26 protein-coding genes are annotated in these 23,644 nt (G+C 65.8%); 25 read left to right on the top strand and 1 reads right to left on the bottom strand.

Annotated features, from left to right (window positions below; genetic code table 11):
- The first annotated feature begins 74 nt into the window (after positions 1-74).
- The 4 genes from yajC (at position 75) to AAG092_RS06720 (ending at position 3,990) form a co-directional block, all read left to right on the top strand.
- A complete protein-coding gene (yajC, locus tag AAG092_RS06735; protein WP_110680957.1) occupies positions 75-416 on the top strand; it encodes a preprotein translocase subunit YajC in 342 nt (113 codons plus the stop codon).
- 60 nt (positions 417-476) lie between these two features.
- Complete coding sequence (gene secD / locus AAG092_RS06730; protein WP_373389075.1) at positions 477-2,345, top strand: protein translocase subunit SecD; 1,869 nt, start codon at positions 477-479, stop codon at positions 2,343-2,345.
- A gap of 13 nt (positions 2,346-2,358) precedes the next feature.
- Entirely contained in the window at positions 2,359-3,267 is a 909-nt protein-coding gene (gene secF, locus AAG092_RS06725; RefSeq protein WP_373389074.1) for a protein translocase subunit SecF, read from the top strand.
- 174 nt (positions 3,268-3,441) lie between these two features.
- Complete coding sequence (locus AAG092_RS06720; RefSeq protein ID WP_110680960.1) at positions 3,442-3,990, top strand: glycine zipper 2TM domain-containing protein; 549 nt, start codon at positions 3,442-3,444, stop codon at positions 3,988-3,990.
- A gap of 52 nt (positions 3,991-4,042) precedes the next feature.
- On the opposite strand, the gene suhB is transcribed toward AAG092_RS06720, so the two are convergent.
- The gene (suhB, locus tag AAG092_RS06715) at positions 4,043-4,858 is read right to left on the bottom strand and encodes an inositol-phosphate phosphatase (protein WP_373389073.1); all 816 of its coding nucleotides are present in this window, start codon (positions 4,856-4,858) and stop codon (positions 4,043-4,045) included.
- A 148-nt stretch (positions 4,859-5,006) separates the two neighbouring features.
- Between suhB and trmJ the strand changes: the two genes are divergently transcribed.
- The 21 genes from trmJ (at position 5,007) to AAG092_RS06610 (ending at position 23,644) form a co-directional block, all read left to right on the top strand.
- Positions 5,007-5,786: a tRNA (cytosine(32)/uridine(32)-2'-O)-methyltransferase TrmJ gene (gene trmJ / locus AAG092_RS06710; protein WP_373389072.1), complete on the top strand. Its 780-nt coding sequence runs from the start codon at positions 5,007-5,009 to the stop codon at positions 5,784-5,786.
- Positions 5,779-6,558 (top strand): serine O-acetyltransferase, encoded by a 780-nt coding sequence (cysE, locus tag AAG092_RS06705; protein ID WP_110680963.1) that lies wholly within the window; start codon positions 5,779-5,781, stop codon positions 6,556-6,558. Before trmJ ends, cysE begins: the two co-directional genes overlap by 8 nt.
- A gap of 134 nt (positions 6,559-6,692) precedes the next feature.
- Positions 6,693-7,184: a Fe-S cluster assembly transcriptional regulator IscR gene (gene iscR, locus AAG092_RS06700; RefSeq protein ID WP_110680964.1), complete on the top strand. Its 492-nt coding sequence runs from the start codon at positions 6,693-6,695 to the stop codon at positions 7,182-7,184.
- A 32-nt stretch (positions 7,185-7,216) separates the two neighbouring features.
- Positions 7,217-8,431, top strand: coding sequence for an IscS subfamily cysteine desulfurase (locus AAG092_RS06695; protein WP_373389071.1), 1,215 nt, complete (start codon positions 7,217-7,219; stop codon positions 8,429-8,431).
- A 48-nt stretch (positions 8,432-8,479) separates the two neighbouring features.
- Positions 8,480-8,866, top strand: coding sequence for a Fe-S cluster assembly scaffold IscU (gene iscU, locus AAG092_RS06690; protein WP_021700354.1), 387 nt, complete (start codon positions 8,480-8,482; stop codon positions 8,864-8,866).
- Between the two features lie 15 nt (positions 8,867-8,881).
- Complete coding sequence (gene iscA / locus AAG092_RS06685; protein WP_110680966.1) at positions 8,882-9,205, top strand: iron-sulfur cluster assembly protein IscA; 324 nt, start codon at positions 8,882-8,884, stop codon at positions 9,203-9,205.
- Between the two features lie 11 nt (positions 9,206-9,216).
- Entirely contained in the window at positions 9,217-9,738 is a 522-nt protein-coding gene (gene hscB / locus AAG092_RS06680) for a co-chaperone HscB (protein WP_110680967.1), read from the top strand.
- 42 nt (positions 9,739-9,780) lie between these two features.
- Complete coding sequence (gene hscA, locus AAG092_RS06675; RefSeq protein WP_373389070.1) at positions 9,781-11,649, top strand: Fe-S protein assembly chaperone HscA; 1,869 nt, start codon at positions 9,781-9,783, stop codon at positions 11,647-11,649.
- Positions 11,649-11,990, top strand: coding sequence for an ISC system 2Fe-2S type ferredoxin (gene fdx, locus AAG092_RS06670; protein WP_373389069.1), 342 nt, complete (start codon positions 11,649-11,651; stop codon positions 11,988-11,990). Before hscA ends, fdx begins: the two co-directional genes overlap by 1 nt.
- A gap of 14 nt (positions 11,991-12,004) precedes the next feature.
- Positions 12,005-12,205, top strand: coding sequence for a Fe-S cluster assembly protein IscX (gene iscX / locus AAG092_RS06665; protein WP_373389068.1), 201 nt, complete (start codon positions 12,005-12,007; stop codon positions 12,203-12,205).
- Positions 12,206-12,303: 98 nt separating this feature from the next.
- Entirely contained in the window at positions 12,304-12,735 is a 432-nt protein-coding gene (ndk, locus tag AAG092_RS06660; RefSeq protein ID WP_110680971.1) for a nucleoside-diphosphate kinase, read from the top strand.
- Between the two features lie 24 nt (positions 12,736-12,759).
- Positions 12,760-13,902 carry a 23S rRNA (adenine(2503)-C(2))-methyltransferase RlmN gene (rlmN, locus tag AAG092_RS06655; RefSeq protein WP_110680972.1) on the top strand — a complete coding sequence of 381 codons (1,143 nt, stop codon included), beginning with the start codon at positions 12,760-12,762 and terminating at the stop codon, positions 13,900-13,902.
- 14 nt (positions 13,903-13,916) lie between these two features.
- Entirely contained in the window at positions 13,917-14,678 is a 762-nt protein-coding gene (pilW, locus tag AAG092_RS06650) for a type IV pilus biogenesis/stability protein PilW (protein WP_110680973.1), read from the top strand.
- Positions 14,678-15,724, top strand: a complete 1,047-nt coding sequence (locus AAG092_RS06645; RefSeq protein WP_373389067.1) for a RodZ domain-containing protein — start codon at positions 14,678-14,680, stop codon at positions 15,722-15,724. Before pilW ends, AAG092_RS06645 begins: the two co-directional genes overlap by 1 nt.
- An 8-nt stretch (positions 15,725-15,732) precedes the next feature.
- Positions 15,733-16,845 carry a flavodoxin-dependent (E)-4-hydroxy-3-methylbut-2-enyl-diphosphate synthase gene (gene ispG, locus AAG092_RS06640; RefSeq protein ID WP_076580592.1) on the top strand — a complete coding sequence of 371 codons (1,113 nt, stop codon included), beginning with the start codon at positions 15,733-15,735 and terminating at the stop codon, positions 16,843-16,845.
- A 12-nt stretch (positions 16,846-16,857) separates the two neighbouring features.
- On the top strand, positions 16,858-18,144 hold the full coding sequence (hisS, locus tag AAG092_RS06635) for a histidine--tRNA ligase (protein ID WP_110680975.1): 1,287 nt from the start codon (positions 16,858-16,860) through the stop codon (positions 18,142-18,144).
- A gap of 33 nt (positions 18,145-18,177) precedes the next feature.
- Complete coding sequence (locus AAG092_RS06630; protein ID WP_110681365.1) at positions 18,178-18,813, top strand: tetratricopeptide repeat protein; 636 nt, start codon at positions 18,178-18,180, stop codon at positions 18,811-18,813.
- Entirely contained in the window at positions 18,806-19,957 is a 1,152-nt protein-coding gene (bamB, locus tag AAG092_RS06625) for an outer membrane protein assembly factor BamB (protein WP_110680976.1), read from the top strand. Before AAG092_RS06630 ends, bamB begins: the two co-directional genes overlap by 8 nt.
- 68 nt (positions 19,958-20,025) lie before the next feature.
- Positions 20,026-21,516 carry a ribosome biogenesis GTPase Der gene (der, locus tag AAG092_RS06620; protein ID WP_110680977.1) on the top strand — a complete coding sequence of 497 codons (1,491 nt, stop codon included), beginning with the start codon at positions 20,026-20,028 and terminating at the stop codon, positions 21,514-21,516.
- A gap of 118 nt (positions 21,517-21,634) precedes the next feature.
- On the top strand, positions 21,635-22,783 hold the full coding sequence (locus AAG092_RS06615) for a pyridoxal phosphate-dependent aminotransferase (RefSeq protein ID WP_373389066.1): 1,149 nt from the start codon (positions 21,635-21,637) through the stop codon (positions 22,781-22,783).
- A 78-nt stretch (positions 22,784-22,861) separates the two neighbouring features.
- Positions 22,862-23,644 (top strand): amidohydrolase, encoded by a 783-nt coding sequence (locus AAG092_RS06610; RefSeq protein ID WP_373389065.1) that lies wholly within the window; start codon positions 22,862-22,864, stop codon positions 23,642-23,644.

The raw sequence follows: 23,644 nt of genomic DNA, 5'->3' as shown, positions 1-23,644 counted from the left end.
AGTTCCTGCCAGCGCCCGCACATCGTGCGGGCGCCGACCACAACAGTTTCCAGACCTTGCAATAGGAGTTTGCCATGAGCTTTCTGATTCCCGCCGCCTACGCCGATGCCGCCGCTCCGGCCGCCGCCGCCGGCCCTGCCGGCAGTGGCTTCGAGTGGGTGTTCCTGATCGGCTTCCTGGTCATCTTCTATCTGATGATCTGGCGTCCCCAGGCCAAGCGCGCCAAGGAGCACAAGAACCTGCTCGGCAGCCTGCAGAAAGGCGATGAAGTGGTCACCAGCGGCGGCATCGCCGGCAAGGTCACCAAGGTGACCGACGATTTCGTGGTGATCGAGGTTTCCGACAACGTCGAACTGAAGTTCCAGAAGCAGGCCATTGCTGCGACCCTGCCGAAGGGCACCCTGAAAGCCATCTAACGATTCTTCGTTCACCACTACGGGGCGCATCAGGCGCCCCGTGTCATAACGGGCGGCGTCATGCTCAATAAGTTCCCCCTGTGGAAGTACCTGCTGATCCTGGCTGTGCTGGTGGTCGGTTTCATCTACTCCGCACCCAATCTCTATCCGGACGATCCGGCGATCCAGATCAGCGGTGCCAGTACGGCGCTGGAGGTCGGCCAGGCCGACCTCGATCGCATTGGCAAAGCGCTGAACGATGCCGGTATCGCGGTCAAGTCGGCCACTCTGAGCAAGCAGGGCAAGGGTGCACTGCTGCGCCTGAGCAAGCAGGAAGACCAGCTGCCGGCCAAGGAGCTGGTGCGCAAGCTGCTCGGTGACGACTACGTGGTGGCCCTCAACCTGGCGCCGACCACGCCCGAATGGCTGCGCAGCCTGGGTGCCGGCCCGATGAAGCTGGGCCTGGACCTGTCCGGTGGTGTGCACTTCCTGCTGGAAGTGGACATGGACAAGGCCATGGACGCTCGCCTGAAGGTCTACGAGAGCGAGATCAAGAGCCTGCTGCGCAAAGAGCGCGTGCGCTATCGCAGCCTGCCGCAGCAGGACGGCGCCATCCAGCTGGGCTTCGCCGACGGCGAGGCGCTGGACAAGGCCCAGGAGCTGGTGCGCAAGAGTTTCAGCGACTTCGACCTGACCACTGCCTCGCGCAACGAGTTGCAGGTGCTGCGTCTGGCGCTGACCGAGGCCAAGCGCGCGGAAATCCGCGAATACTCGATCAAGCAGAACTTGACCACCGTGCGCAACCGGGTCAACGAGCTGGGCGTGGCCGAGCCGCTGGTTCAGCGCCAGGGCGCCAACCGCATCGTGGTCGAGCTGCCGGGCGTGCAGGACACCGCCGAGGCCAAGCGTATCCTCGGCAAGACCGCCAACCTGGAGTTCCGCCTGCAGGCCGAGCCGGACGCGGCGCGCGCCTCCACCGAGTCCTTCGAGTTCCGCGAAGCCGGCCGCCCGCCGGTGGATCTGGAGCGCAGCCTGATCATCACCGGTGACCAGGTCACTGATGCCCAGGCCAGCTACGACGAGAACGGCCGTCCGCAGGTGAACATCCGTCTGGATGGCCACGGTGGCGACCTGATGAACCGTGCCACCCGCAACAACGTCGGGCGCAGCATGGCGGTGATCTTCATCGAGCAGAAGCCGCTGACCCGCTACGTCAAGCAGGTGGTCGACGGCGTCGAGAAGGAAGTCGCGGTTCAGGCCTTCAAGGAAGAGAAGAAGATCATCAGCCTGGCGACCATCCAGTCGGCGCTGGGCAGCAGTTTCCGCATCACCGGCCTGGACGGCCAGGGCGAGTCTTCCGAGCTGGCCCTGCTGCTGCGCGCCGGTGGCCTGGCGGCGCCGATGTACTTCGCCGAGGAGCGCACCATCGGCCCGAGCCTGGGTGCCGACAACATCGCCAAGGGTATCGATGCGTCGATCTGGGGCATGATCTTCGTGTCGCTGTTCATCATCGCTATCTACCGCTTCTTTGGCGTGCTGGCGACTGTGGCCCTGGGCTTCAACATGGTCCTGCTGCTGGCGCTGATGTCGGTGCTGGGCGCGACCCTGACCCTGCCGGGCATCGCCGGTATCGTGCTGACCATGGGCATGGCGGTGGACGCCAACGTGCTGATCTTCTCGCGTATCCGAGAGGAGATCGCCAACGGCCTGTCGGTGCAGCGCGCCATTCACGAGGGCTTCGATCGCGCCTTCTCGGCGATTCTCGACGGCAACCTGACCACCCTGCTGGTCGGTGGCATCCTGTTCGCTATGGGCACCGGGCCGGTCAAGGGCTTCGCCGTGACCATGTCGCTCGGCATCATCACCTCGATGTTCACGGCCATCTTCGTGACCCGTGCCATGGTCAACCTGATCTTCGGTGGCCGTGATTTCAAGAAGCTGTGGATCTAAGGGGCGGCCTGCGATGAAACGTGTAATCAACTTCATGGGCATTCGCCACCTGGCGTTTGCCGTGACCGTACTGCTGACCCTGGTGTCGCTCGGCAGCCTGGCGATCAAGGGCCTCAACTTCGGCCTGGACTTTACCGGCGGTGCGCTGATCGAGCTGACCTACGAGCAGCCAGCCGATCTGGCCAAGGTGCGCGGGCAGCTGGCCGAAGCCGGCTACGGCGATGCCGTGGTGCAGCACTTCGGTGCCACCACCGATGTGGTGGTGCGCCTGCAGGGCGACGATCCGCAGCTAGGCAACAGGCTTGCGGCGGACCTGGACAAGGTCAGTGCCGAGCAGTTCAGCGTCAAGCGGGTCGAGTTCGTCGGTCCCGCGGTAGGCGAGGAACTGCGCGACCAGGGTGGCCTGGGCATGCTGCTGGCTCTCGGCGGCATCCTGCTCTACGTGGCCTTCCGCTTCCAGTGGAAGTTCGGCTTCGGTGCCATCGTCTCGTTGATCCACGACGTGATCGTCACTCTCGGCGTGTTCTCCTTCTTCCAGATCCCCTTCGATCTGACTGTGCTGGCCGCGGTGCTGGCGCTGATCGGTTACTCGCTGAACGACACCATCGTGGTGTTCGACCGTATCCGCGAGAACTTCCGCGTGCTGCGCAAGGCCGATCTGATCGAGAACATCAACATTTCCACCACCCAGACCCTGCTGCGTACCCTGGCGACCTCGATTTCCACCCTGCTGGCGATCATTGCGCTGATGGTGTTCGGTGGCGAGAACCTGTGGGGCTTCTCCCTGGCGTTGTTCATCGGCGTCACCGCCGGTACCTACTCCTCGGTATACATCGCCAGCATTCTGCTGATCTGGCTGAAGCTGACGCGTGACGATCTGATTCCGCCGGTGGAGGCGGAAGAGGTGGATGATCGCCCCTGATCTCGTTGCTCCTCGCAAGGCCCGGCATATGCCGGGCCTTGTCGTTTCCGGGGTGTGAAGGGGCTCCCATTTGTCGGTGTTGCCGGAGCGCCTGAGGAACTCATCTGTCGGGCGTCCATCCAAGGCAGGGAAGAGGGCGAAAATAACGCTCGGTCAGAGCCTGAGGAGGGCCAGATGAACAAGTCGATGATCGTGGGTGCGGTGCTGGGCGCGGTGGGCGTTACTGCCGGCGGTGCCGTGGCGACCTATAGCCTGGTCAGCGGCCCGCAGTATGCCGAAGTGCTGGCCGTACAGCCGGTCAAGGAAACCATCAAGACACCGCGCGAGGTGTGCAAGGATGTGGCCGTGACCCGCCAGGCACCGGTCAAGGACCAGCACCAGATCGCCGGTACCGTGATCGGTGCCGTGGCCGGTGGCCTGCTGGGCAACCAGATCGGTGGCGGCAGCGGCAAGAAGATCGCCACCGTGGCAGGCGCCGTCGGTGGTGGTTATGCCGGCAACAAGGTGCAGGAGGGCATGCAGGAGCGCGATACCTACACCGCCACGGAAACCCGTTGCAGCACGGTGGTCGATACCAGCGAGAAGGTGGTCGGCTACGACGTGAAGTATCAGTTGGACGGCAAGATCGGCCAGGTACGCATGGATCGCGATCCGGGCGCGCAGATTCCGGTGAACAAGGAAGGGCAGCTGGTACTGGTGCAGCAATCCCAAGCCGTGCAGTAACGGTTCGAGAATAAAAAACCGCCCCTCGGGGCGGTTTTTTATTGGCTGGCGATCAGCGTTTCATCGAGGGCGCCAGGTGCGGCTGGATGGCGGTCAGCACTGCCTTGAAGCACTTGGTGTTGCCGGCGACGATCTGGCCCTTCTCGAGGAAATCGTGGCCGCCGCTGAAGTCGCTGACCAGACCGCCCGCTTCCTGGATCAGCAGGGCGCCGGCGGCCATGTCCCACTCGGAAAGGCCGAACTCCCAGAAGGCGTCGTAGCGACCGGCGGCGACGTAGGCCAGGTCCAGGCTGGCGGCGCCGGCGCGGCGGATGCCGGCGGTCTGCCCGACCAGGCTGCGGAACATGCCCAGGTAGTTGTCCAGGTTGTCCACCTGTTCTGCGCGGAACGGGAAGCCGGTGCCCAGCAGGGCGCCGTCCAGGCTCTTGCGGTTGCTCACGCGCAGGCGGCGGCCGTTGATCGCGGCGCCGCGGCCACGGCTGGCGGTGAATTCCTCCTGGCGCACCGGGTCGAGGACCACGGCGTGCTCCAGGCGGCCACGGTACTTGCAGGCGATGCTGACGGCGAAGTGCGGGACGCCGCGCAGGAAGTTGGTGGTGCCGTCCAGAGGGTCGATGATCCACTGGTAGTCGGCACCTTCGCCGCTGCCGGCGATGCTGCCGCTTTCCTCGCCGAGGAAGCCGTGGGTCGGGTAGGCCTTCTGCAGTGCCTGGATGATGGTCTGCTCGGCGGCGCGGTCGACTTCGCTGACGTAGTCGTGGGCATCCTTCTCGTTGACCGAGATGACGTCCAGGCGTTCGATGGAGCGGATGATCAGTTCGCCGGCACTGCGCGCAGCGCGCAGCGCGATATTCAGCATGGGCTGCATGGAAGGTTCACCTGGGTCGTTAAAGAAGAAAGCCGGCCATTCTAGCAGACTAGCTTTTCCTGTGCAGCCGGCTCGTTGCGGTGCATGGCATTGGCTCGGGGGCTTCTGTAACATTCATGGCCCTTTGCGTTCTTGTTGGAGCTTCCAGGTGCTGCAGAACATTCGCGTGGTGCTGGTCAATACCAGCCATCCCGGCAACATCGGTGGGGCCGCGCGGGCCATGAAGAACATGGGCCTGTCGCGCCTGGTGCTGGTCGATCCCGAGGACTTCCCCAGCAGCGAGGCGGTGGCGCGCGCCTCCGGTGCCACCGACATCCTCGACAATGCCGTGGTGGTCGAGACCCTCGAGGAGGCCCTGGCGGGCTGCAGCGTGGCACTCGGTACCAGTGCGCGTGATCGGCGCATTCCCTGGCCGCTGCTCGATCCGCGCGAATGCGCGACCACTTCGCTGCAGCATGTCGAGACGGGTGGCGAGGTGGCGCTGGTGTTCGGTCGCGAGTACGCCGGCCTGACCAACGAGGAGCTGCAGCGCTGTCAGTTCCATGTGCACATCCCGTCCAACCCGGAGTTCAGCTCGCTGAATCTGGCGGCTGCGGTACAGGTGCTGGCCTACGAGGTGCGCATGGCCTGGCTGGCTGCCCAGGGGCAGCCGACCAAGATGAACAAGCTGGAAACCACGGCGATGCTCAATACCCAGCCGGTCACCACCGATGAGCTGGAGCTGTTCTACGGTCATCTGGAGAGTACGCTGGTGGAGATCGGCTTCCTCGATCCGGCCAATCCGCGCCACCTGATGTCCCGCCTGCGCCGCCTGTACGGGCGCGCCGGTATCAGCAAGCTGGAAATGAACATCCTGCGCGGCGTCCTCACGGAAACCCAGAAGGCGGTGCGTGGCGAGTCCCACAAGCGGAGCAAAGACGATGTTTGAGCGTGTGCGCGAAGATATCCAGAGCGTTTTCCATCGTGATCCGGCGGCGCGCAACGCCTTCGAGGTGGTGACCTGCTACCCGGGCCTGCATGCCGTCTGGCTGCACCGGGTCGCCCATGGCCTGTGGGTGCGTGGCTGGAAGTGGCTGGCGCGCCTGGTCTCCAACTTCGGGCGCTGGCTGACCGGCATCGAGATCCATCCGGGGGCGAAGATCGGTCGGCGCTTCTTCATCGATCACGGCATGGGCATCGTCATCGGCGAGACCGCCGAGATCGGCGACGACGTCACCCTCTACCAGGGCGTGACCCTGGGCGGCACCAGCTGGAACAAGGGCAAGCGCCATCCGACCCTGGAAGACGGCGTGGTGGTCGGTGCCGGTGCCAAGGTGCTCGGCCCCTTCACCGTCGGTGCCGGTGCCAAGGTCGGCTCCAATGCGGTGGTGACTAAGGCGGTGCCGCCGGGGGCCACCGTGGTCGGCATTCCGGGGCGGATCATCGTCAAGAGCGACGACGAGCAGGAGGCCAAGCGCCAGGCCATGGCCGAGAAGCTGGGCTTCGATGCCTACGGTGTCAGCCAGGACATGCCGGACCCGGTGGCGCGCGCCATCGGTCAGCTGCTCGATCATCTGCATGCGGTGGATGGGCGCCTGGAGGGCATGTGCTCGGCGCTCAAGGCGCTGGGTAGCGACTACTGCGCCAAGGAGCTGCCAGCACTGCGCGACGAGGACTTCGCCGACGTGTGCAAGGAGCAGGGCGACAAGCCGGCTGCCTGAGAACGCGTAGTCTGCTATCATTTGCGCCCCGATTTGTCGCTATACCCGACTGTTTTAATTGGTCTTATAGTTGACCTAAATAGTCGGAAAAGGCGATACTTGCCGCAACTCAGCTAAACCGTGGTGCGAGTGCCATGCGTCTGACCACCAAAGGCCGTTACGCCGTCACAGCCATGCTCGATCTGGCGCTGCATGCGCAGAACGGGCCTGTGTCGCTTGCCGACATCTCCGAGCGGCAGGGCATTTCCCTGTCCTATCTGGAGCAGCTGTTCGCCAAGCTGCGCCGTGGCAACCTGGTCAGCAGCGTGCGCGGTCCGGGTGGTGGTTACCAGTTGTCGCGCGACATGCGGGTGATCCAGGTGGCCCAGGTCATCGATGCGGTCAACGAGTCGGTCGATGCGACCCGCTGCCAGGGCATGGGCGATTGCCACTCCGGCGATACCTGTCTGACCCACCACCTGTGGTGCGACCTCAGTCAGCAGATTCACGAATTCCTCAGCGGCATCAGCCTGGCTGACCTGGTGACCCGGCGCGAAGTGCAGGAAGTCGCCCAGCGCCAGGACCTGCGCCGCTGCAACGGCAGGATGCCGCAGCTGGACAAGATCGAAGCGTCCGCCATCGAGTGAGCAGGGCGCCTGCCTGATATAGGAGATACCTGATGAGATTGCCGATTTACCTCGACTACTCCGCCACTACTCCGGTCGACCCGCGCGTGGCGCAGAAGATGAGCGAGTGCCTGCTGGTGGATGGCAACTTTGGCAACCCAGCATCGCGCTCCCACGTGTTCGGCTGGAAGGCCGAGGAAGCGGTGGAGAACGCCCGTCGCCAGGTCGCCGAGCTGGTCAATGCCGACCCGCGCGAGATCGTCTGGACCTCCGGTGCCACCGAGTCCGACAACCTAGGCATCAAGGGTGTCGCGCACTTCTATGGCAGCAAGGGCAAGCACATCATCACCTCGAAGATCGAGCACAAGGCAGTGCTGGACACCTGCCGCCAGCTGGAGCGCGAAGGCTTCGAGGTGACCTACATCGAGCCGGGCGAAGACGGCCTGATCACCCCGGCCATGGTCGAGGCGGCGCTGCGCGAGGACACCATCCTGGTGTCGGTCATGCACGTCAACAACGAGATCGGCACCATCAACGACATCGCCGCCATCGGCGAGCTGACCCGTTCGCGCGGCGTGCTGCTGCATGTCGATGCTGCCCAGTCCACCGGCAAGGTGGAGATCGACCTGGAGAAGATGAAGGTCGACCTGATGTCCTTCTCCGCGCACAAGACCTATGGCCCCAAGGGCATCGGCGCCCTTTATGTGCGTCGCAAGCCGCGCGTGCGTCTGGAAGCCATGATCCATGGCGGCGGCCACGAGCGCGGCATGCGCTCCGGCACCCTGGCCACCCACCAGATCGTCGGCATGGGTGAGGCTTTCCATATCGCCAAGCAGGAGATGGTGCAGGAGAACCAGCGCATCCTCGCCCTGCGCGACCGCTTCTACAAGCAGGTCGAAGGCATGGAGGAGCTGTACGTGAACGGCAGCCTGACCCAGCGCGTGCCGCACAACCTGAATCTGAGCTTCAACTACGTGGAAGGCGAGTCGCTGATCATGGCGCTCAAGGATCTGGCGGTCTCCTCCGGTTCCGCCTGTACCTCCGCCTCGCTGGAGCCCTCCTACGTGCTGCGCGCCCTGGGCCGCAACGACGAACTGGCACACAGCTCGATCCGCTTCACCTTCGGCCGCTTCACCACCGAGGAAGAAGTCGACTATGCCGCGTCGAAGATTCGCGAAGCCGTCGACAAGCTGCGCGAGCTGTCGCCGCTGTGGGACATGTTCAAAGAAGGTGTCGACCTTTCCAAGGTCGAATGGCAGGCACACTGATTTTCGAGTCGCCTGTAGAGCGGCACCTGATGAGAGAGGAATTGCAGCATGGCATACAGTGAAAAGGTCATCGACCACTACGAGAACCCGCGCAACGTCGGCAAGCTCGACGCCGAGGACCCCAATGTCGGTACCGGCATGGTCGGCGCCCCGGCCTGCGGCGACGTGATGCGCCTGCAGATCAAGGTCAACGAGCAGGGCGTGATTGAAGACGCCAAGTTCAAGACCTACGGCTGCGGCTCGGCCATCGCCTCCAGCTCCCTGGCCACCGAGTGGATGAAGGGCAAGACCCTGGACGAAGCCGAAACCATCAAGAACACCCAGCTGGCCGAGGAGCTGGCCCTGCCGCCGGTGAAGATTCACTGCTCCGTGCTCGCCGAGGACGCCATCAAGGCGGCCGTGCGTGACTACAAGCAGAAGAAAGGTCTGCTCTGATTTCGAGGAGTCGCTATGGCCATCACCATGACTGAAGCCGCCGCCCGCCACGTGCAGCGTTCCCTGGACGGGCGCGGCAAGGGCGAGGGTATCCGCCTCGGCGTGCGTACCACCGGCTGCTCGGGCCTGGCCTATGTGCTGGAGTTCGTCGACGAGGTGGCGAACGAGGATCAGGTGTTCGAGAGCTTCGGCGTCAAGGTGATCATCGACCCGAAGAGCCTCACCTACCTCGACGGTACCGAGCTGGACTTCGTCCGCGAGGGCCTCAACGAAGGCTTCAAGTTCAACAACCCCAACGTGCGCGGCGAATGCGGCTGCGGCGAGAGCTTCAACGTCTAAGGCGGGTTGTTGTGGGCAGTCCCTGTCATTTCGCGCTATTCGAGCTGCAGCCGACGTTCCGCCTGGATCAGGCGCAGCTGTCGGCGCGCTATCGCGAGTTGGCCAAGGCCGTGCACCCGGATCGCTTCGCCGATGCCGGCGAGCGCGAGCAGCGCCTGGCGCTGGAGCAGTCGGCGCGCCTCAACGAGGCCTACCAGACCCTGAAGAGTGCGCCGCGGCGCGCCCTCTATCTGCTGGCCCTGCGCGGCCGCGAGCTGCCGCTGGAAGTGACGGTGCAGGATCCCGAGTTCCTCCTGCAGCAGATGCGCTGGCGCGAGGAGCTGGAGGACCTGCAGGACAGCGCCGACCTGGCCGGCGTGGCGGCGTTCAAGAAGCGCCTGAAACTGGCTCAGGACGAGCTGGATGCGGGCTTCGCCGCCTGCTGGGACGATGCCGCGCGCCGCGACGAGGCGGAACGCCTGGTGCGGCGCATGCAGTTCCTCGACAAGCTGGCCCACGAAGTGCGCGACCTCGAAGAGCGCCTCGACGACTAACCGCGCTGCAGCCCGTGCTGCACGCCTGATGATCGGAACACCATGGCCCTACTGCAGATCGCCGAGCCCGGGCAGAGCCCGCAACCCCACCAGCGCCGCTTGGCGGTGGGTATCGACCTGGGTACCACCAATTCGCTGGTTGCTGCCGTGCGCAGCGGTCTCGCCGCGCCGCTGGCCGACGCCGAGGGGCAGGTGATTCTGCCGTCGGCGGTGCGCTACCACGCCGAGCGGGTCGAGGTCGGCCAGTCGGCCAAGGCCGCCGCCGCGCAGGACCCCTTCAATACCGTGATGTCGGTCAAGCGCCTGATGGGGCGCGGCGTGGCGGACATCAAGCAGCTTGGCGACCAGCTGCCCTATCGTTTCGTCGAGGGCGAATCGCACATGCCGTTCATCGACACCGTGCAGGGCGCCAAGAGTCCGGTGGAGGTCTCCGCCGATATCCTCAAGGTGCTGCGCCAGCGTGCCGAGGCCAGCCTCGGTGGCGAGCTGGTCGGTGCGGTGATCACCGTGCCGGCCTATTTCGACGATGCCCAGCGCCAGGCCACGAAGGATGCCGCCCGTCTGGCCGGCCTCAATGTGCTGCGCCTGCTCAACGAACCGACCGCTGCCGCCGTGGCCTATGGCCTGGACAAGGGCGCCGAGGGGGTGGTGGCCATCTATGACCTGGGTGGCGGTACCTTCGACATCTCCATCCTGCGCCTGACCCGCGGCGTGTTCGAGGTGCTGGCCACCGGCGGCGACAGCGCCCTGGGTGGCGATGACTTCGACCACGCCATCGCTGGCTGGATCATCGAGCAGGCCGGCCTGTCCAGTGACCTCGATCCCTCCATGCAGCGCAGCCTGTTGCAGGCCGCCTGTGCCGCCAAGGAAGCCCTGACGAGCAGTGCTGCGGTCGAGGTGCGCCATGGCGGCTGGTCCGGTGAGCTGAGTCGCGCCCGCTTCGAGGCGCTGGTCGAGCCGCTGATCGCACGCAGCCTCAAGGCCTGTCGCCGCGCGGTGCGCGATGCCGGCATCGAGCTCGAGGAGGTCGAGGCGGTGGTCATGGTCGGCGGCTCCACCCGGGTGCCGCGTGTGCGCGCGGCGGTGGGCGAGCTGTTCGGTCGCGAGCCGCTGACCGACATCGATCCGGATCAGGTGGTGGCCATCGGTGCCGCCATCCAGGCCGATACCCTGGCCGGTAACCAGCGTGGCGCCGGGGACGAGTTACTGCTGCTCGACGTGATCCCGCTGTCCCTGGGGCTGGAGACCATGGGGGGGCTGATGGAGAAGGTGGTGCCGCGCAACACCACCATCCCGGTGGCGCGGGCCCAGGACTTCACCACCTACAAGGATGGCCAGACCGCCATGGTCATCCATGTCCTGCAGGGCGAGCGCGAGCTGGTCAAGGACTGCCGCTCGCTGGCGCGCTTCGAGTTGCGCGGGATTCCGCCGATGGTCGCCGGTGCGGCGAAGATCCGCGTGACCTTCCAGGTCGATGCCGATGGCCTGCTCAGTGTCGCCGCCCGCGAGCTGGGCTCGGGTGTGGAGGCGAGCATCCAGGTCAAGCCGTCCTATGGCCTGACCGACGGCGAGATCGCCCGCATGCTGCAGGACTCCTTCCAGAACGCCGGGGGGGACAAGGTCGCCCGCGCCCTGCGCGAGCAGCAGGTCGAGGCCGAGCGGCTGCTCGAGGCCGTGCAGTCGGCGCTGGATGCCGATGGCGAGCGGCTGCTCAGCGAGGAAGAGCGCATCGCCATCCTTGCCGCCATGGACGAGCTGCGCGAACAGGCGGCCGGCAACGACGCCCACGCCATCGAGCAACAGGCCAAGCGCCTGGCACAGATTACCGATGCCTTCGCCGCCCGGCGCATGGACGCCACCGTCAAGGCGGCGCTGTCCGGGCGCAAGCTCAACGAAATCGAGGACAACTGATGCCGCAGGTCATTTTTCTGCCACACGAGAAATTCTGCCCCGAAGGCATGGTCGTCGAGGCCGAGCCGGGCACGTCCATTCTCGAGCTGGCGCATGCCAATCACATCGAGATGGAAAGTGCCTGTGGTGGCGTCTGCGCCTGTACCACCTGCCACTGCATCATTCGCGAGGGCTTCGACTCGCTGGAAGAGGCGGACGAGCTGGAGGAGGACTTCCTCGATCGCGCCTGGGGCCTGGAGGCGCAGTCGCGCCTGGCCTGCCAGGCCAAGGTCGGCACCGAAGACCTGACCGTCGAGATCCCGAAATACTCGCTCAACCACGCCGCCGAAGCGCCGCACTGATTCGAGGAGCCGTCATGAGCCTGAAATGGACCGATGTGCTGGATATCGCCATCGAGCTGGCCGAGAGCAAGCCGGAGGTCGATCCGCGCTACGTCAACTTCGTCGACTTGCATCGCTGGGTGCTGGCCCTGCCGGACTTCGCCGACGATCCGCAGCGTGGCGGCGAGAAGGTGCTGGAGGCCATTCAGGCGGCCTGGATCGAAGAGCTCGACTGAGCGCCGCAGCATCGCCTCAGGGCGCGGCCCTACGCATTTCCCCCTAACCCGCGTATAATTCGCGGGTTTAATTTTTCGCTTTAACTCTGGAGCTTCAAATGGCTGTTCAACGTACTTTCTCCATCATCAAGCCGGATGCCGTTGCCAAGAACGTCATCGGTGAAATCACCACCCGTTTCGAGAAGGCCGGCCTGCGCGTCGTCGCTTCCAAGATGGTCCAGCTGTCCGAGCGCGAAGCTGCCGGCTTCTACGCCGAGCACAGCGAGCGTGGCTTCTTCAAGGATCTGGTCGCCTTCATGACCTCCGGTCCGGTCATCGTCCAGGTTCTGGAAGGCGAGAACGCCGTTGCCAAGAACCGTGAGCTGATGGGCGCCACCAACCCGAAAGAAGCCGCTCCGGGCACCATCCGCGCCGATTTCGCCGTTTCCATCGACGAAAACGCCGTGCACGGTTCCGACTCCGAGGCTTCCGCCGCTCGCGAGATCGCCTACTTCTTCTCCGCCACCGAGGTGTGCGCTCGCATTCGCTAAGCGCGAACCGGCGAGGGTGAATCCATGACTGATGTAGCCAAGACCAACCTGCTGGGGCTGACCCAGCCCGAGCTGGAAAGCTTCTTCGAGAGCATCGGGGAAAAGCGTTTCCGCGCCGGTCAGGTCATGAAATGGATTCACCACTTCGGCGTCGAGGATTTCGACGCCATGAGCAATCTCGGCAAGGCCCTGCGCGAAAAGCTCAAGGCCTGCGCCGAGATTCGCGGTCCCGAGATCGTCAGCCAGGACATCTCCGCCGACGGCACCCGCAAGTGGGTGGTGCGTGTGGCGTCCGGCAGCTGCGTCGAGACCGTGTACATCCCGCAAGGCGGCCGCGGCACCCTCTGTGTGTCCTCGCAGGCCGGCTGTGCGCTGGATTGCAGTTTCTGCTCCACCGGCAAGCAGGGCTTCAACAGCGACCTGACTGCCGCGGAAATCATCGGCCAGGTGTGGATTGCCAACAAATCCTTCGGCACCGTACCGGCCAAGATCGACCGTGCCATCACCAACGTGGTGATGATGGGCATGGGCGAGCCCCTGCTGAATTTCGACAATGTCGTGCCGGCCATGCAGATCATGATGGACGACCTCGGCTACGGCATTTCCAAGCGCAAGGTGACTCTGTCCACCTCCGGCGTGGTGCCGATGATCGACAAGCTGGCGACCGTCACCGACGTGTCCCTGGCCCTGTCGCTGCACGCACCGAACGACGAGCTGCGCAACCAGTTGGTGCCGCTCAACAAGAAATACCCGCTGGACGTTCTGCTGCCGGCCTGTCGTCGCTACATCGACGGCCTGGGCGAGAAGCGCTACCTGACCGTCGAGTACACCCTGCTCAAGGACGTCAACGACCAGCCGGAACACGCTGCGCAGATGATCGCACTTCTCAAGGATTTCCCTTGCAAGATCAATCTGATTCCGTTTAATCCCTTCCCCTTCTCCGGTTACGAACGGCCGAGCAACAACGCCATCCGTCGCTTCCAGGACCTGTTGCACAAGGCCGGCTTCAACGTCACCGTGCGCACCACCCGTGGTGACGACATCGACGCCGCCTGCGGGCAGCTGGTCGGCCAGGTGCAGGACCGCACCCGTCGCAGCGAGCGTTATATCGCCGTACGTCAGCTGGGTAGCGAGGCCGAAGAGCCCCGCACCGCCAACCGAAATTGAAGGGGAGGAACTCCATGACCTTGCGCACTGCGCTCTATCTGTCTCTTGTCTGCCTGTTGGCAGGGTGTGTCAGGATCGGTGGGCAGACGGACCCGCTGAAGTCCGACCAGGGGCGGGACGCGGCACGCGATGCCTATATCCAGCTCGGTCTCGGGCACCTGCAGCAGGGCTCTACCGAGAAGGCCAAGGAACCGCTGAAGAAGGCCCTGGAACTGGACTCTTCCAGCGCCGACGCGCACGGTATCCTGGGGCTGGTGTTCCAGCAGGAAATGGAGCCCAAGCTGGCCGACCAGCATTTCCGCAAGTCGATCTCCCTGAGTAAGGGCGAGGCACGCCTGCACAACAACTATGGTGGCTTCCTCTACGAGCAGAAGCGCTATCCGGAAGCCCTGGAGCAGTTCACCATCGCGTCCCAGGACACCCTCTATCCGGAGCGTTCGCGGGTCTTCGAGAACCTCGGCCTGACTTCCCTGCAGATGGGCCAGCGCGAGCAGGCCAAGCAGTATTTCGAGCGGGCCCTGCGGATGAACAGCAATCGTCCGATCGCCCTGCTGAACATGGCCCAGCTATCCTTCGAGGATGGCCAGTACGTACCGGCGCGCGGCTATTACAAGAACTTCAGCGATCAGGCCCGGCAGACGCCGCAGAGCCTGCTGCTGGGCATTCGCCTGGCCAAGGTGTTCGATGACCGCGACCAGGCGGCCAGCCTCGGCCTGCAGCTGAAGCGCTTCTATCCGGGTACCCCGGAATATCAGCAATACCTGTCGGAGCAGTGATGAAAGCCTCGCATCCTGAAGTTGTTGCCGCGCACCGGGTCAACCCTGGCGAGACGCTGCGCAAGGTGCGCGAAAGCAAGAGCCTGGCGCTCGGCGACGTCGCCGTGCAACTTAACCTGACCGCGCAGGCGCTGCGCAATCTCGAGGCCGGTGCTTTCGAGCTGCTGCCCGGGCATACCTTCGCCCGCGGCTACGTGCGTGCCTATGCCAAGCTGATGGGCCTGGATCCCAGCCGCCTGGTCAGCGAGTTCGACCAGTACACCGGCACCGATGCCAGTGGCAGCAGCGTCGCCAGCCTGGCGCGCATCGAGGAGCCGGCGCGGGTGTCGCAGAGCCTGGTCAAGTTCTTCAGCGTGGTGGCCCTGGTCGCCCTGGCCGGTGTCGGCTTCTTCTGGTGGCAGGGTGAGACGGCGCGCCTGGGTGGCGAAGTCGCCAACGGCAGCATCGAGCATGTGGAGGTCGAGGCCGCCGACGGCACCACCGAGATCCACCCGCTCGACGAGCCGGAAGACCAGGCCGTGGTCGAAGCGCAGGCCCAGGTGCCGCTGGCCGAGCTGCCGCCGGTGGTAGCGCCGGTCCCCGCCGACCAGCCCCCGGCCGGCGAGACGCCGGCCGCTGCCGCGACCCAATCGTCCCCGGTCGCCCCGGGTGAGGTGCAACCGCCAGTGGTCGCCGAGGTGCCGCCGAGCGCCCCGCAGGCCAGCGCGCCGTTAGCCGTCGAGCCCGCCCCGGTCACCGAGCCTGTTCCGTCGGCCGAGGCGCCGAGCACACCGGCACCTGCCGCCCCCGTGACTGCCGCAGCCGGCCAGGCCCTGGTCAACCTGCAGTTCACCGCCGATTGCTGGACCCAGCTGACCGATGCCGATGGCAAGGTTCTGCTCAGCGCCCTCAAGCGCCGCGGCGACAGCGTCGAGCTGGCCGGCAAGGCGCCGCTGGAGCTGCGCCTGGGGTATGCCCGTGGCGCCGTGGTACTGGTCAATGGCCAGGCGGTCGACGTCGCCCCCCACATCCACGGCGAGACCGCCCGCCTCAAGCTGGGGCAGTGAGCCAGACCATGCATTGCGAATCCCCCATCAAGCGTCGCCCGTCCCGCAAGATCTGGGTCGGCTCGGTACCGGTCGGTGGCGATGCGCCGATCGCGGTCCAGAGCATGACCAACACCGAGACCTGTGACGTCGAGGCCACCGTCGGCCAGATCCGTCGCCTGGAAGATGCCGGCGCCGACATCGTGCGCGTCTCGGTGCCCTCCATGGAGGCGGCCGAGGCCTTCGGCAGGATCAAGCAGCAGGTGCGCGTGCCGCTGGTTGCCGACATCCATTTCGACTACCAGATCGCCCTGCGCGTGGCCGAGCTGGGCGTCGACTGCCTGCGCATCAACCCGGGCAATATCGGCCGCGAGGACCGGGTCAGGGCTGTGGTCGAGGCCGCCCGTGACAAGGGCATCCCGATCCGCATCGGGGTCAACGCCGGCTCCCTGGAGAAGGACCTGCAGAAGAAGTACGGCGAGCCGACGCCCGAGGCGCTGGTGGAATCCGCGCTGCGCCATGTCGAGCACCTGGACCGCCTGAACTTCCCGGACTTCAAGGTCAGCGTGAAGGCTTCCGACGTGTTCATGGCCGTCGCAGCCTATCGCCTGCTGGCCAAGCAGATCGAGCAGCCGCTGCACCTGGGCATCACCGAGGCTGGTGGCCTGCGTTCCGGCACCGTGAAGTCGGCGGTGGGCCTGGGCATGCTGCTGGCCGAGGGCATCGGCGACACCATCCGCATCTCCCTGGCCGCCGATCCGGTGGAGGAGATCAAGGTCGGTTACGACATCCTCAAGTCCCTGCGCCTGCGCTCGCGCGGCATCAACTTCATCGCTTGCCCGAGCTGCTCGCGGCAGAACTTCGACGTGGTCAAGACCATGAACGAGCTGGAGCAGCGGGTCGAGGACCTGCTGGTGCCGCTCGACGTCGCGGTGATCGGCTGCGTGGTCAACGGCCCGGGCGAGGCCAAGGAGGCGCATATCGGCCTCACCGGCGGCACGCCGAACAACCTAGTGTACATCGACGGCGCCCCGGCCTCGAAGCTGACCAACGACAATCTGGTGGATGAGCTGGAGAAGCTGATCCGCCGCAAGGCGGCCGAGAAGGCCGAGGCCGACGCGGCTGTGATCGCCCGCGGCTGACAAGGAATATTCGTGAGCAAGTCCCTGCAAGCCATCCGTGGCATGAACGACATCCTGCCGGAGCAGACCCCGGCCTGGCGCTATCTGGAAGGTACCCTGGCCAGCCTGCTCGACGGCTACGGCTACAAGGAAATCCGCCTGCCCATCCTCGAGTTCACCGAGCTGTTCGCCCGTGGTATCGGCGAGGGCACCGACGTGGTGGACAAGGAGATGTACACCTTCCTCGATCGCAACGAGGAGTCGCTGACCCTGCGTCCGGAAGGTACCGCCGGCTGCGTGCGCGCCGTACTCGAGCATGGCCTGTCCGGCGGTGGTCAGGTGCAGAAGCTGTGGTACGCCGGCCCGATGTTCCGCTACGAGAAGCCGCAGAAAGGGCGTTACCGCCAGTTCCACCAGATCGGCGTGGAGGCCTTCAACCTGCCCGGCCCGGACGTCGACGCCGAGCTCATCGTGCTGACCTGGCGCCTGTGGCAGCGCCTCGGCCTGGCCGATGCGGTGACCCTGCAGCTCAACAGCCTGGGTTCCAGCGAGGCCCGCGCGGCCTATCGCGACGCCCTGGTGGCCTATCTCAACGAGCGCTTCGCGCAGCTCGATGAGGACAGCCAGCGCCGTCTGACCACCAACCCGCTGCGCATCCTCGACAGCAAGAACGCCCAGACCCAGGCCCTGCTGGCCGATGCGCCGACCCTGGCCGACTACCTCGACGAGGAGTCGCGCCTGCACTTCGAAGGTGTCAAGGCGCGCCTGGATGCCGTGGGCATCCGCTACGAGATCAACCACAAGCTGGTGCGCGGCCTCGACTACTACAACCGCACCGTGTTCGAGTGGGTCACCGACAAGCTCGGCGCCCAAGGTACGGTGTGCGCTGGCGGCCGCTACGACGGCCTGGTCAGCCAGCTGGGCGGCAAGCCGACCCCGGGCGTGGGCTTCGCCATGGGCGTCGAGCGCCTGGTGCTGCTGCTGGAGACCCTGGAACTGCTGCCGGCCGAGCTGCACAGCCCGGCGGACGTCTACCTGTGTGCCTTCGGCGAGGCAGCCGAGCTGGCCGGTCTGGGCCTGGCCGAACGCCTGCGCGATGCCATCCCGGGCCTGCGCCTGCTGGTCAACGCCGGTGGTGGCAGCTTCAAGAGCCAGTTCAAGAAGGCCGACAAGAGCGGCGCGCGCTTCGCCCTGATCCTGGGTGAGGACGAACTGGCCGCCCGCGTGGTAGGTTGCAAACCCCTGCGCGACGATACCGAACAACAGAACATTGCCTGGGATGCGCTGGCGCAGCATCTCGCTGCCTGCCTGCAGGCCTGAGAACAGAGCGAATAAGGAGTTATCGGGGTGAGCATGACCGAAGAAGAACAGATTGCGCAGATCAAGGACTGGTGGCAGCGCAACGGTAAGCCCCTGCTGACCGGTGGTGCCCTGGCCCTGGCCCTGGTATTCGGCTGGCAGGCCTGGCAGCAGTACCAGACCAACCAGGCGCACGGCGCCGGCATGCTCTATCAGCAGCTGCTGGAGAGCAGCCTGACGCCCTCCGGCGAACCGGATGTCGCCAAGGTCGCCGAGCTGGCTGGCAAGCTCAAGCAGGACTACGCCGGCTCCAGCTATGCCCAGTACGGCAGCCTGTTCGTCGCCAAGGTGGCGGTGGACAGCGGCAAGTTCGACGATGCCGTGGCCGAGCTCAAGCCGCTGGTGGACAAGCCGGCCGACGCCACCCTCGGCGAACTGGCCCGTCAGCGCCTGGCCCGCGTGCTGGCCGCCCAGGGCAAGGCCGAGGAAGGCCTCAAGCTGCTCGAGGGCGAGGCCGGCAAGGCCTGGCTGGCCAGCCGCGAAGAACTCAAGGGCGACCTGCTGGTGCAGCTCGGCCGCCACGACGAGGCCCACGCGGCCTACCAGAAGGCCAAGGGTGCCCTGGCCGAGGATGCCGCCGTCGGCGGCCTGCAGATGAAACTCGACGACCTGGCGAAAGGGGATGCCTGACGTGATGCGCTGGAAGAATGCCGCAGTGCTGGCCCTGGCCGTGATGGCCGTGGGTTGCAGCAGCAACAGCAAGAAGGAACTGCCGCCGGCCGAGCTGCCCGACATCCAGGAAGAAGTGCGCCTGGATGCCCAGTGGAGCCGCTCCATCGGTAACGGCCAGGGCGAACTGTACAACCAGCTGACCCCGGCCGCCGATGGCGAGCGACTGTTCGCCGCTGCCGCGGACGGCGAGGTGGTGGCCCTGGATCGCCTGACCGGTGACAAGTTCTGGGAAGTCGACCTGGACCTGCCGATCTCCGGCGGCGTCGGCGCCGGCTACGGCCTGGTGCTGGTCGGCACCCTGAAAGGCGAAGTGGTCGCTCTCGACGCCAGCAATGGCGAGGAGAAGTGGCGTGCCCGCGTCACCAGCGAAGTGCTGTCGGCGCCGGCCACCAATGGCGACATCGTCGCGGTGCAGACCCAGGATGACCGCCTGATCGCCCTCGATGCCAGCACCGGCGAGCAGCGCTGGATCTATGAGAACAGCCCGGCCGTGCTGACCCTGCGCGGCACCAGCAGCCCGGTGCTGACCAACCGCCTGGTGGTCGCCGGCCTGTCCAGCGGCAAGGTCCTGGCTCTCGACGCCAGCCGCGGCATCCCGGTGTGGGAGCAGCGCGTGGCCGTGCCGCAGGGCCGTTCCGAACTGGAGCGCGTGGTCGACATCGACGGCAACCTGCTGCTCTCCGGCGGCACCCTGTACGTGGTGACCTACCAGGGCAAGGTGGCGGCCATCGACGTGGAGAGCGGTCGCCCGCTGTGGAACCGCGATGCCTCCAGCTACGTGGGCCTGGCCCAGGGCTTCGGTACCGTCTACGTGAGCCTGGCCAACGGCGCCGTGGAGGGGGTCGACGAGCGCTCCAATTCCGCCCTGTGGAACAACGATGCCCTGCAGCGTCGCCAGCTGTCGTCGCCGGAGGTGTTCTCCAGCTACGTGGCGGTTGGCGACCTGGAAGGATACCTGCACCTGCTGAGCCAGGTGGACGGCCACTTCGTCGGCCGCAAGAAGATCGACGGCGACGGCCTGCGTGCCCGTCCGCTGGTGATCGGCGACTGGATCTACGCCTACGGCAACAGCGGCAAGCTGGTCGGCCTGACCATCCGCTAAGCTGAGTTGCAAAGCCCGGCCGCTGCCGTTCGACGGCAGCGGCCTTTGTGTTTTCTGAGGAGGAGCCGATGGTTCCGGTAATCGCCCTGGTGGGCCGCCCCAATGTCGGCAAGTCGACGCTGTTCAACCGCCTGACCAAGACCCGCGACGCCATCGTCGCCGAGTACGCGGGGCTGACCCGCGATCGCCAGTACGGCGAGGCCAAGTGGCAGGGGCGTACCTATATCGTCATCGATACCGGCGGCATCTCCGGCGACGAGGAAGGCATCGATGCGAAGATGGCCGAGCAGTCGCTGCAGGCCATCGAGGAAGCCGATGCCGTGCTGTTCATGGTCGACTCGCGTGCCGGCATGACCGCCGCCGACCAGATGATCGCCGAGCACCTGCGCAAGCGGAACAAGCGCAGCTTCCTGATCGCCAACAAGGTCGACACCGTCGACCCGGACATCGCCCGCGCCGAGTTCAGCCCGCTGGGCCTGGGCGACGCCCTGCCGATCGCCGCCGCCCATGGCCGTGGCATCAGCCAGATGCTGGAAGCCGCGCTGGGTATCTTCCCCAAGGACAACGCTGGTGAAGAGGCGCTCGAAGGTGAGGAGGGCGACGCCGAGGAAGTGGTCGCCGAGGGCCAGGAGGCCAAGCGCATCCCCGGTCCGAGCGAGAAGGATGGCATCAAGATCGCCATCATCGGCCGTCCCAACGTGGGCAAGTCGACCCTGGTCAACCGCATGCTCGGCGAGGAGCGGGTGATCGTCTATGACCAGGCCGGCACTACCCGCGACAGCATCTACATCCCCTTCGAGCGCGACGACGAGAAGTACACCCTGATCGACACCGCCGGCGTGCGCCGCCGCGGCAAGATCTTCGAGGCCGTCGAGAAGTTCTCGGTGGTCAAGACCCTGCAGGCCATCCAGGACGCCAACGTGGTGATCTTCGTGATGGACGCCCGCGAGGGCGTGGTCGAGCACGACCTCAACCTGCTCGGCTTCGTGCTGGAGACCGGCCGCGCGCTGGTCATCGCCCTGAACAAGTGGGACGGCATGGAGCAGGGCGAGAAGGACTACGTGAAGACCGAGCTGGAGCGCCGGCTGATGTTCGTCGACTGGGCGGACATCCACTTCATCTCCGCCAAGCACGGCACCGGCGTCGGCCACCTGTACAAGTCGGTGCAGACTGCCTTCAAGGCTGCCGTCACCCGCTGGCCGACCAACCGCCTGACGCAGATCCTCGAGGATTGCGTGCAGGAGCACCAGCCGCCGACCGTCAACGGCCGCCGCATCAAGCTGCGCTACGCCCACCTGGGTGGCGCCAACCCGCCGCTGATCGTGATCCACGGCAACCAGGTCGACTCGGTACCCAAGACCTACACCCGCTACCTGGAAAACACCTACCGCCGGGTGCTCAAGCTGGTCGGCACGCCGATCCGCATCGAGTACAAGGGCGGCGAGAACCCCTACGAGGGCAAGAAGAACAAGCTCACCGAGCGCCAGGTGAACCGCAAGAAGCGCCTGATGAGCCACCACAAGAAGGCCGAGAAGAAGCGCAAGGACAAGAAGCGCTGATTCTCCCGGCGGGCCACGCGAAAGGCGCAGCAGCATAAGCTTCTGCGCCATTTTCATTTCTGCCGCTGCCGGCCATCGGCTATCCTCGCGGCTCGCACCATGCCAGCAGGAAGTCCCGATGCTCGCCAGCAAGCTGCCCAATGTCGGCACCACCATCTTCACCCGCATGTCCCAGCTCGCCGCGGAAGTCGGCGCCATCAACCTGTCCCAGGGCTTCCCCGACTTCGATGGCCCACAGGCCCTGTGCGAGGCCGTGGCCCGCCACGTGCTGGAGGGGCGCAACCAGTACAGCCCGATGACCGGCCTGCCGGCCCTGCGCCAGCAGGTGGCGGCCAAGATCGCGCGCAGCTACGGCGTGCGGTGCGATGCCGACAGCGAGATCACCATCACCCCCGGCGCCACCGAGGCGATCTTCTGCGCGGTGCAGGCGCTGATCCATCCGGGCGACGAGGCCATCGTTCTCGATCCCTGCTACGACAGCTACGAGCCCTCGGTGGATCTGGCCGGCGGTCGCTGCGTGCACGTGCCGCTGGCCCTGCCGGACTTCGCCGTGGACTGGCAGCGCCTGGCCGATGCCATCACCCCGCGTACCCGCCTGATCTTCCTCAACTCGCCGCACAACCCCAGCGGCGCGCTGCTGTCGCGGGCCGATCTGGACCAGCTGGCGGCGCTGATCCGTGGCCGCGATATCCATGTGATCAGCGACGAGGTCTACGAGCACCTGATCTTCGACGGCGCCCGCCACGCCAGCGTGCTGGCTCACGAGGAGCTGTATGTCCGTTCCTTCGTGGTCAGCTCGTTCGGCAAGACCTACCACGTCACCGGCTGGAAGACCGGCTACGTGGTGGCGCCGCCGGCGTTGACCGCCGAACTGCGCAAGATCCACCAGTACGTGAACTTCTGCGGCGTGACTCCGCTGCAGCACGGCCTGGCCGACTTCATGGCCGCCCATCCCGAGCATGTCGAGGAGCTGCCGGCCTTCTACCAGGCCAAGCGCGACCTGTTCTGCGACCTGCTGGCCGGCTCGCGTTTCCGCTTCACCCGCGCGCCCGGCACCTATTTCCAGCTGGCCGACTACTCGGCGATCCGCCCGGACCTGGACGACGTGGCCATGGCCGAGTGGCTGACCCGCGAGCACGGCGTGGCGGCGATTCCGGTGTCGGTGTTCTATCAGCAGGCACCGGCGGGGATGCGCCTGGTGCGCTTCTGCTTCGCCAAACGCGAGGAAACATTGCGCCAGGCCGCCGCCAAGCTCTGCGCGGTGTAGGGTGGATAACCGCGAAGCGTTATCCACCAAGGCGTGGTGGATGTGAAAAGCGACATCCACCCTACGACGAGAGATGAGATGAGCGATAAACCCGACCTCGAACTGGCGCTGATCCAGAGCGAACTGGACTGGCACGACCCCGCCGCCAACCGCGCGCGCTTCGAGCCGCTGCTCGACCAGGCCCGTGGCGCCGACCTGGTGGTACTGCCGGAGATGTTCAGCACCGGCTTTTCCATGCACTCGGCCGAGCTGGCCGAGGCGGAAGACGGCCCGACCACGCAGTGGCTGCGTGAGCAGGCCGCGCGTATCGGCGCGGTAGTGACCGGCAGCCTGATCATCCAGGCCGCCGATGGCAGCTACCGCAACCGCCTGCTGTGGGCACGCCCGGATGGGTCGCTGGCGCACTACGACAAGCGCCACCTGTTCCGCATGGCCGGCGAGCACAAGCATTACGCCGCCGGTGACGAGCAGGTGCTGCTGGACGTGAAGGGTTGGCAGGTGCGCCCGCTGATCTGCTACGACCTGCGCTTCCCGGTATGGAGTCGCGACCCGCATAACACCGACCTGCTGCTCTATACCGCCAACTGGCCGGGCGCGCGCCGCCACCACTGGAACCGCCTGCTGCCGGCACGGGCCATCGAGAATCTGTGCTATGTCGCGGCGGTCAATCGTATCGGCACGGATGGCAAGGGCCATGCCTACACGGGTGACTCCCAGGTGTTGGATTTCCAGGGCGAGTCCCTGCTGGCACCGGGCGCTGCCGCCGGCGTGTTCCGCGTGCGCCTGTCGGCCGCCGAGCTGGCGGCCTATCGCGAGCGCTTTCCGGCCTACCTGGATGCGGATGCCTTCGAGCTGCAGTAA

Source organism: Pseudomonas alcaligenes (assembly GCF_041729615.1).
In the GTDB taxonomy this organism is placed as follows: domain Bacteria; phylum Pseudomonadota; class Gammaproteobacteria; order Pseudomonadales; family Pseudomonadaceae; genus Aquipseudomonas; species Aquipseudomonas alcaligenes_B.
The sequence above is the reverse complement of the archived record's forward strand: the minus strand, read 5'-3'. Positions and strand labels throughout refer to the sequence as shown.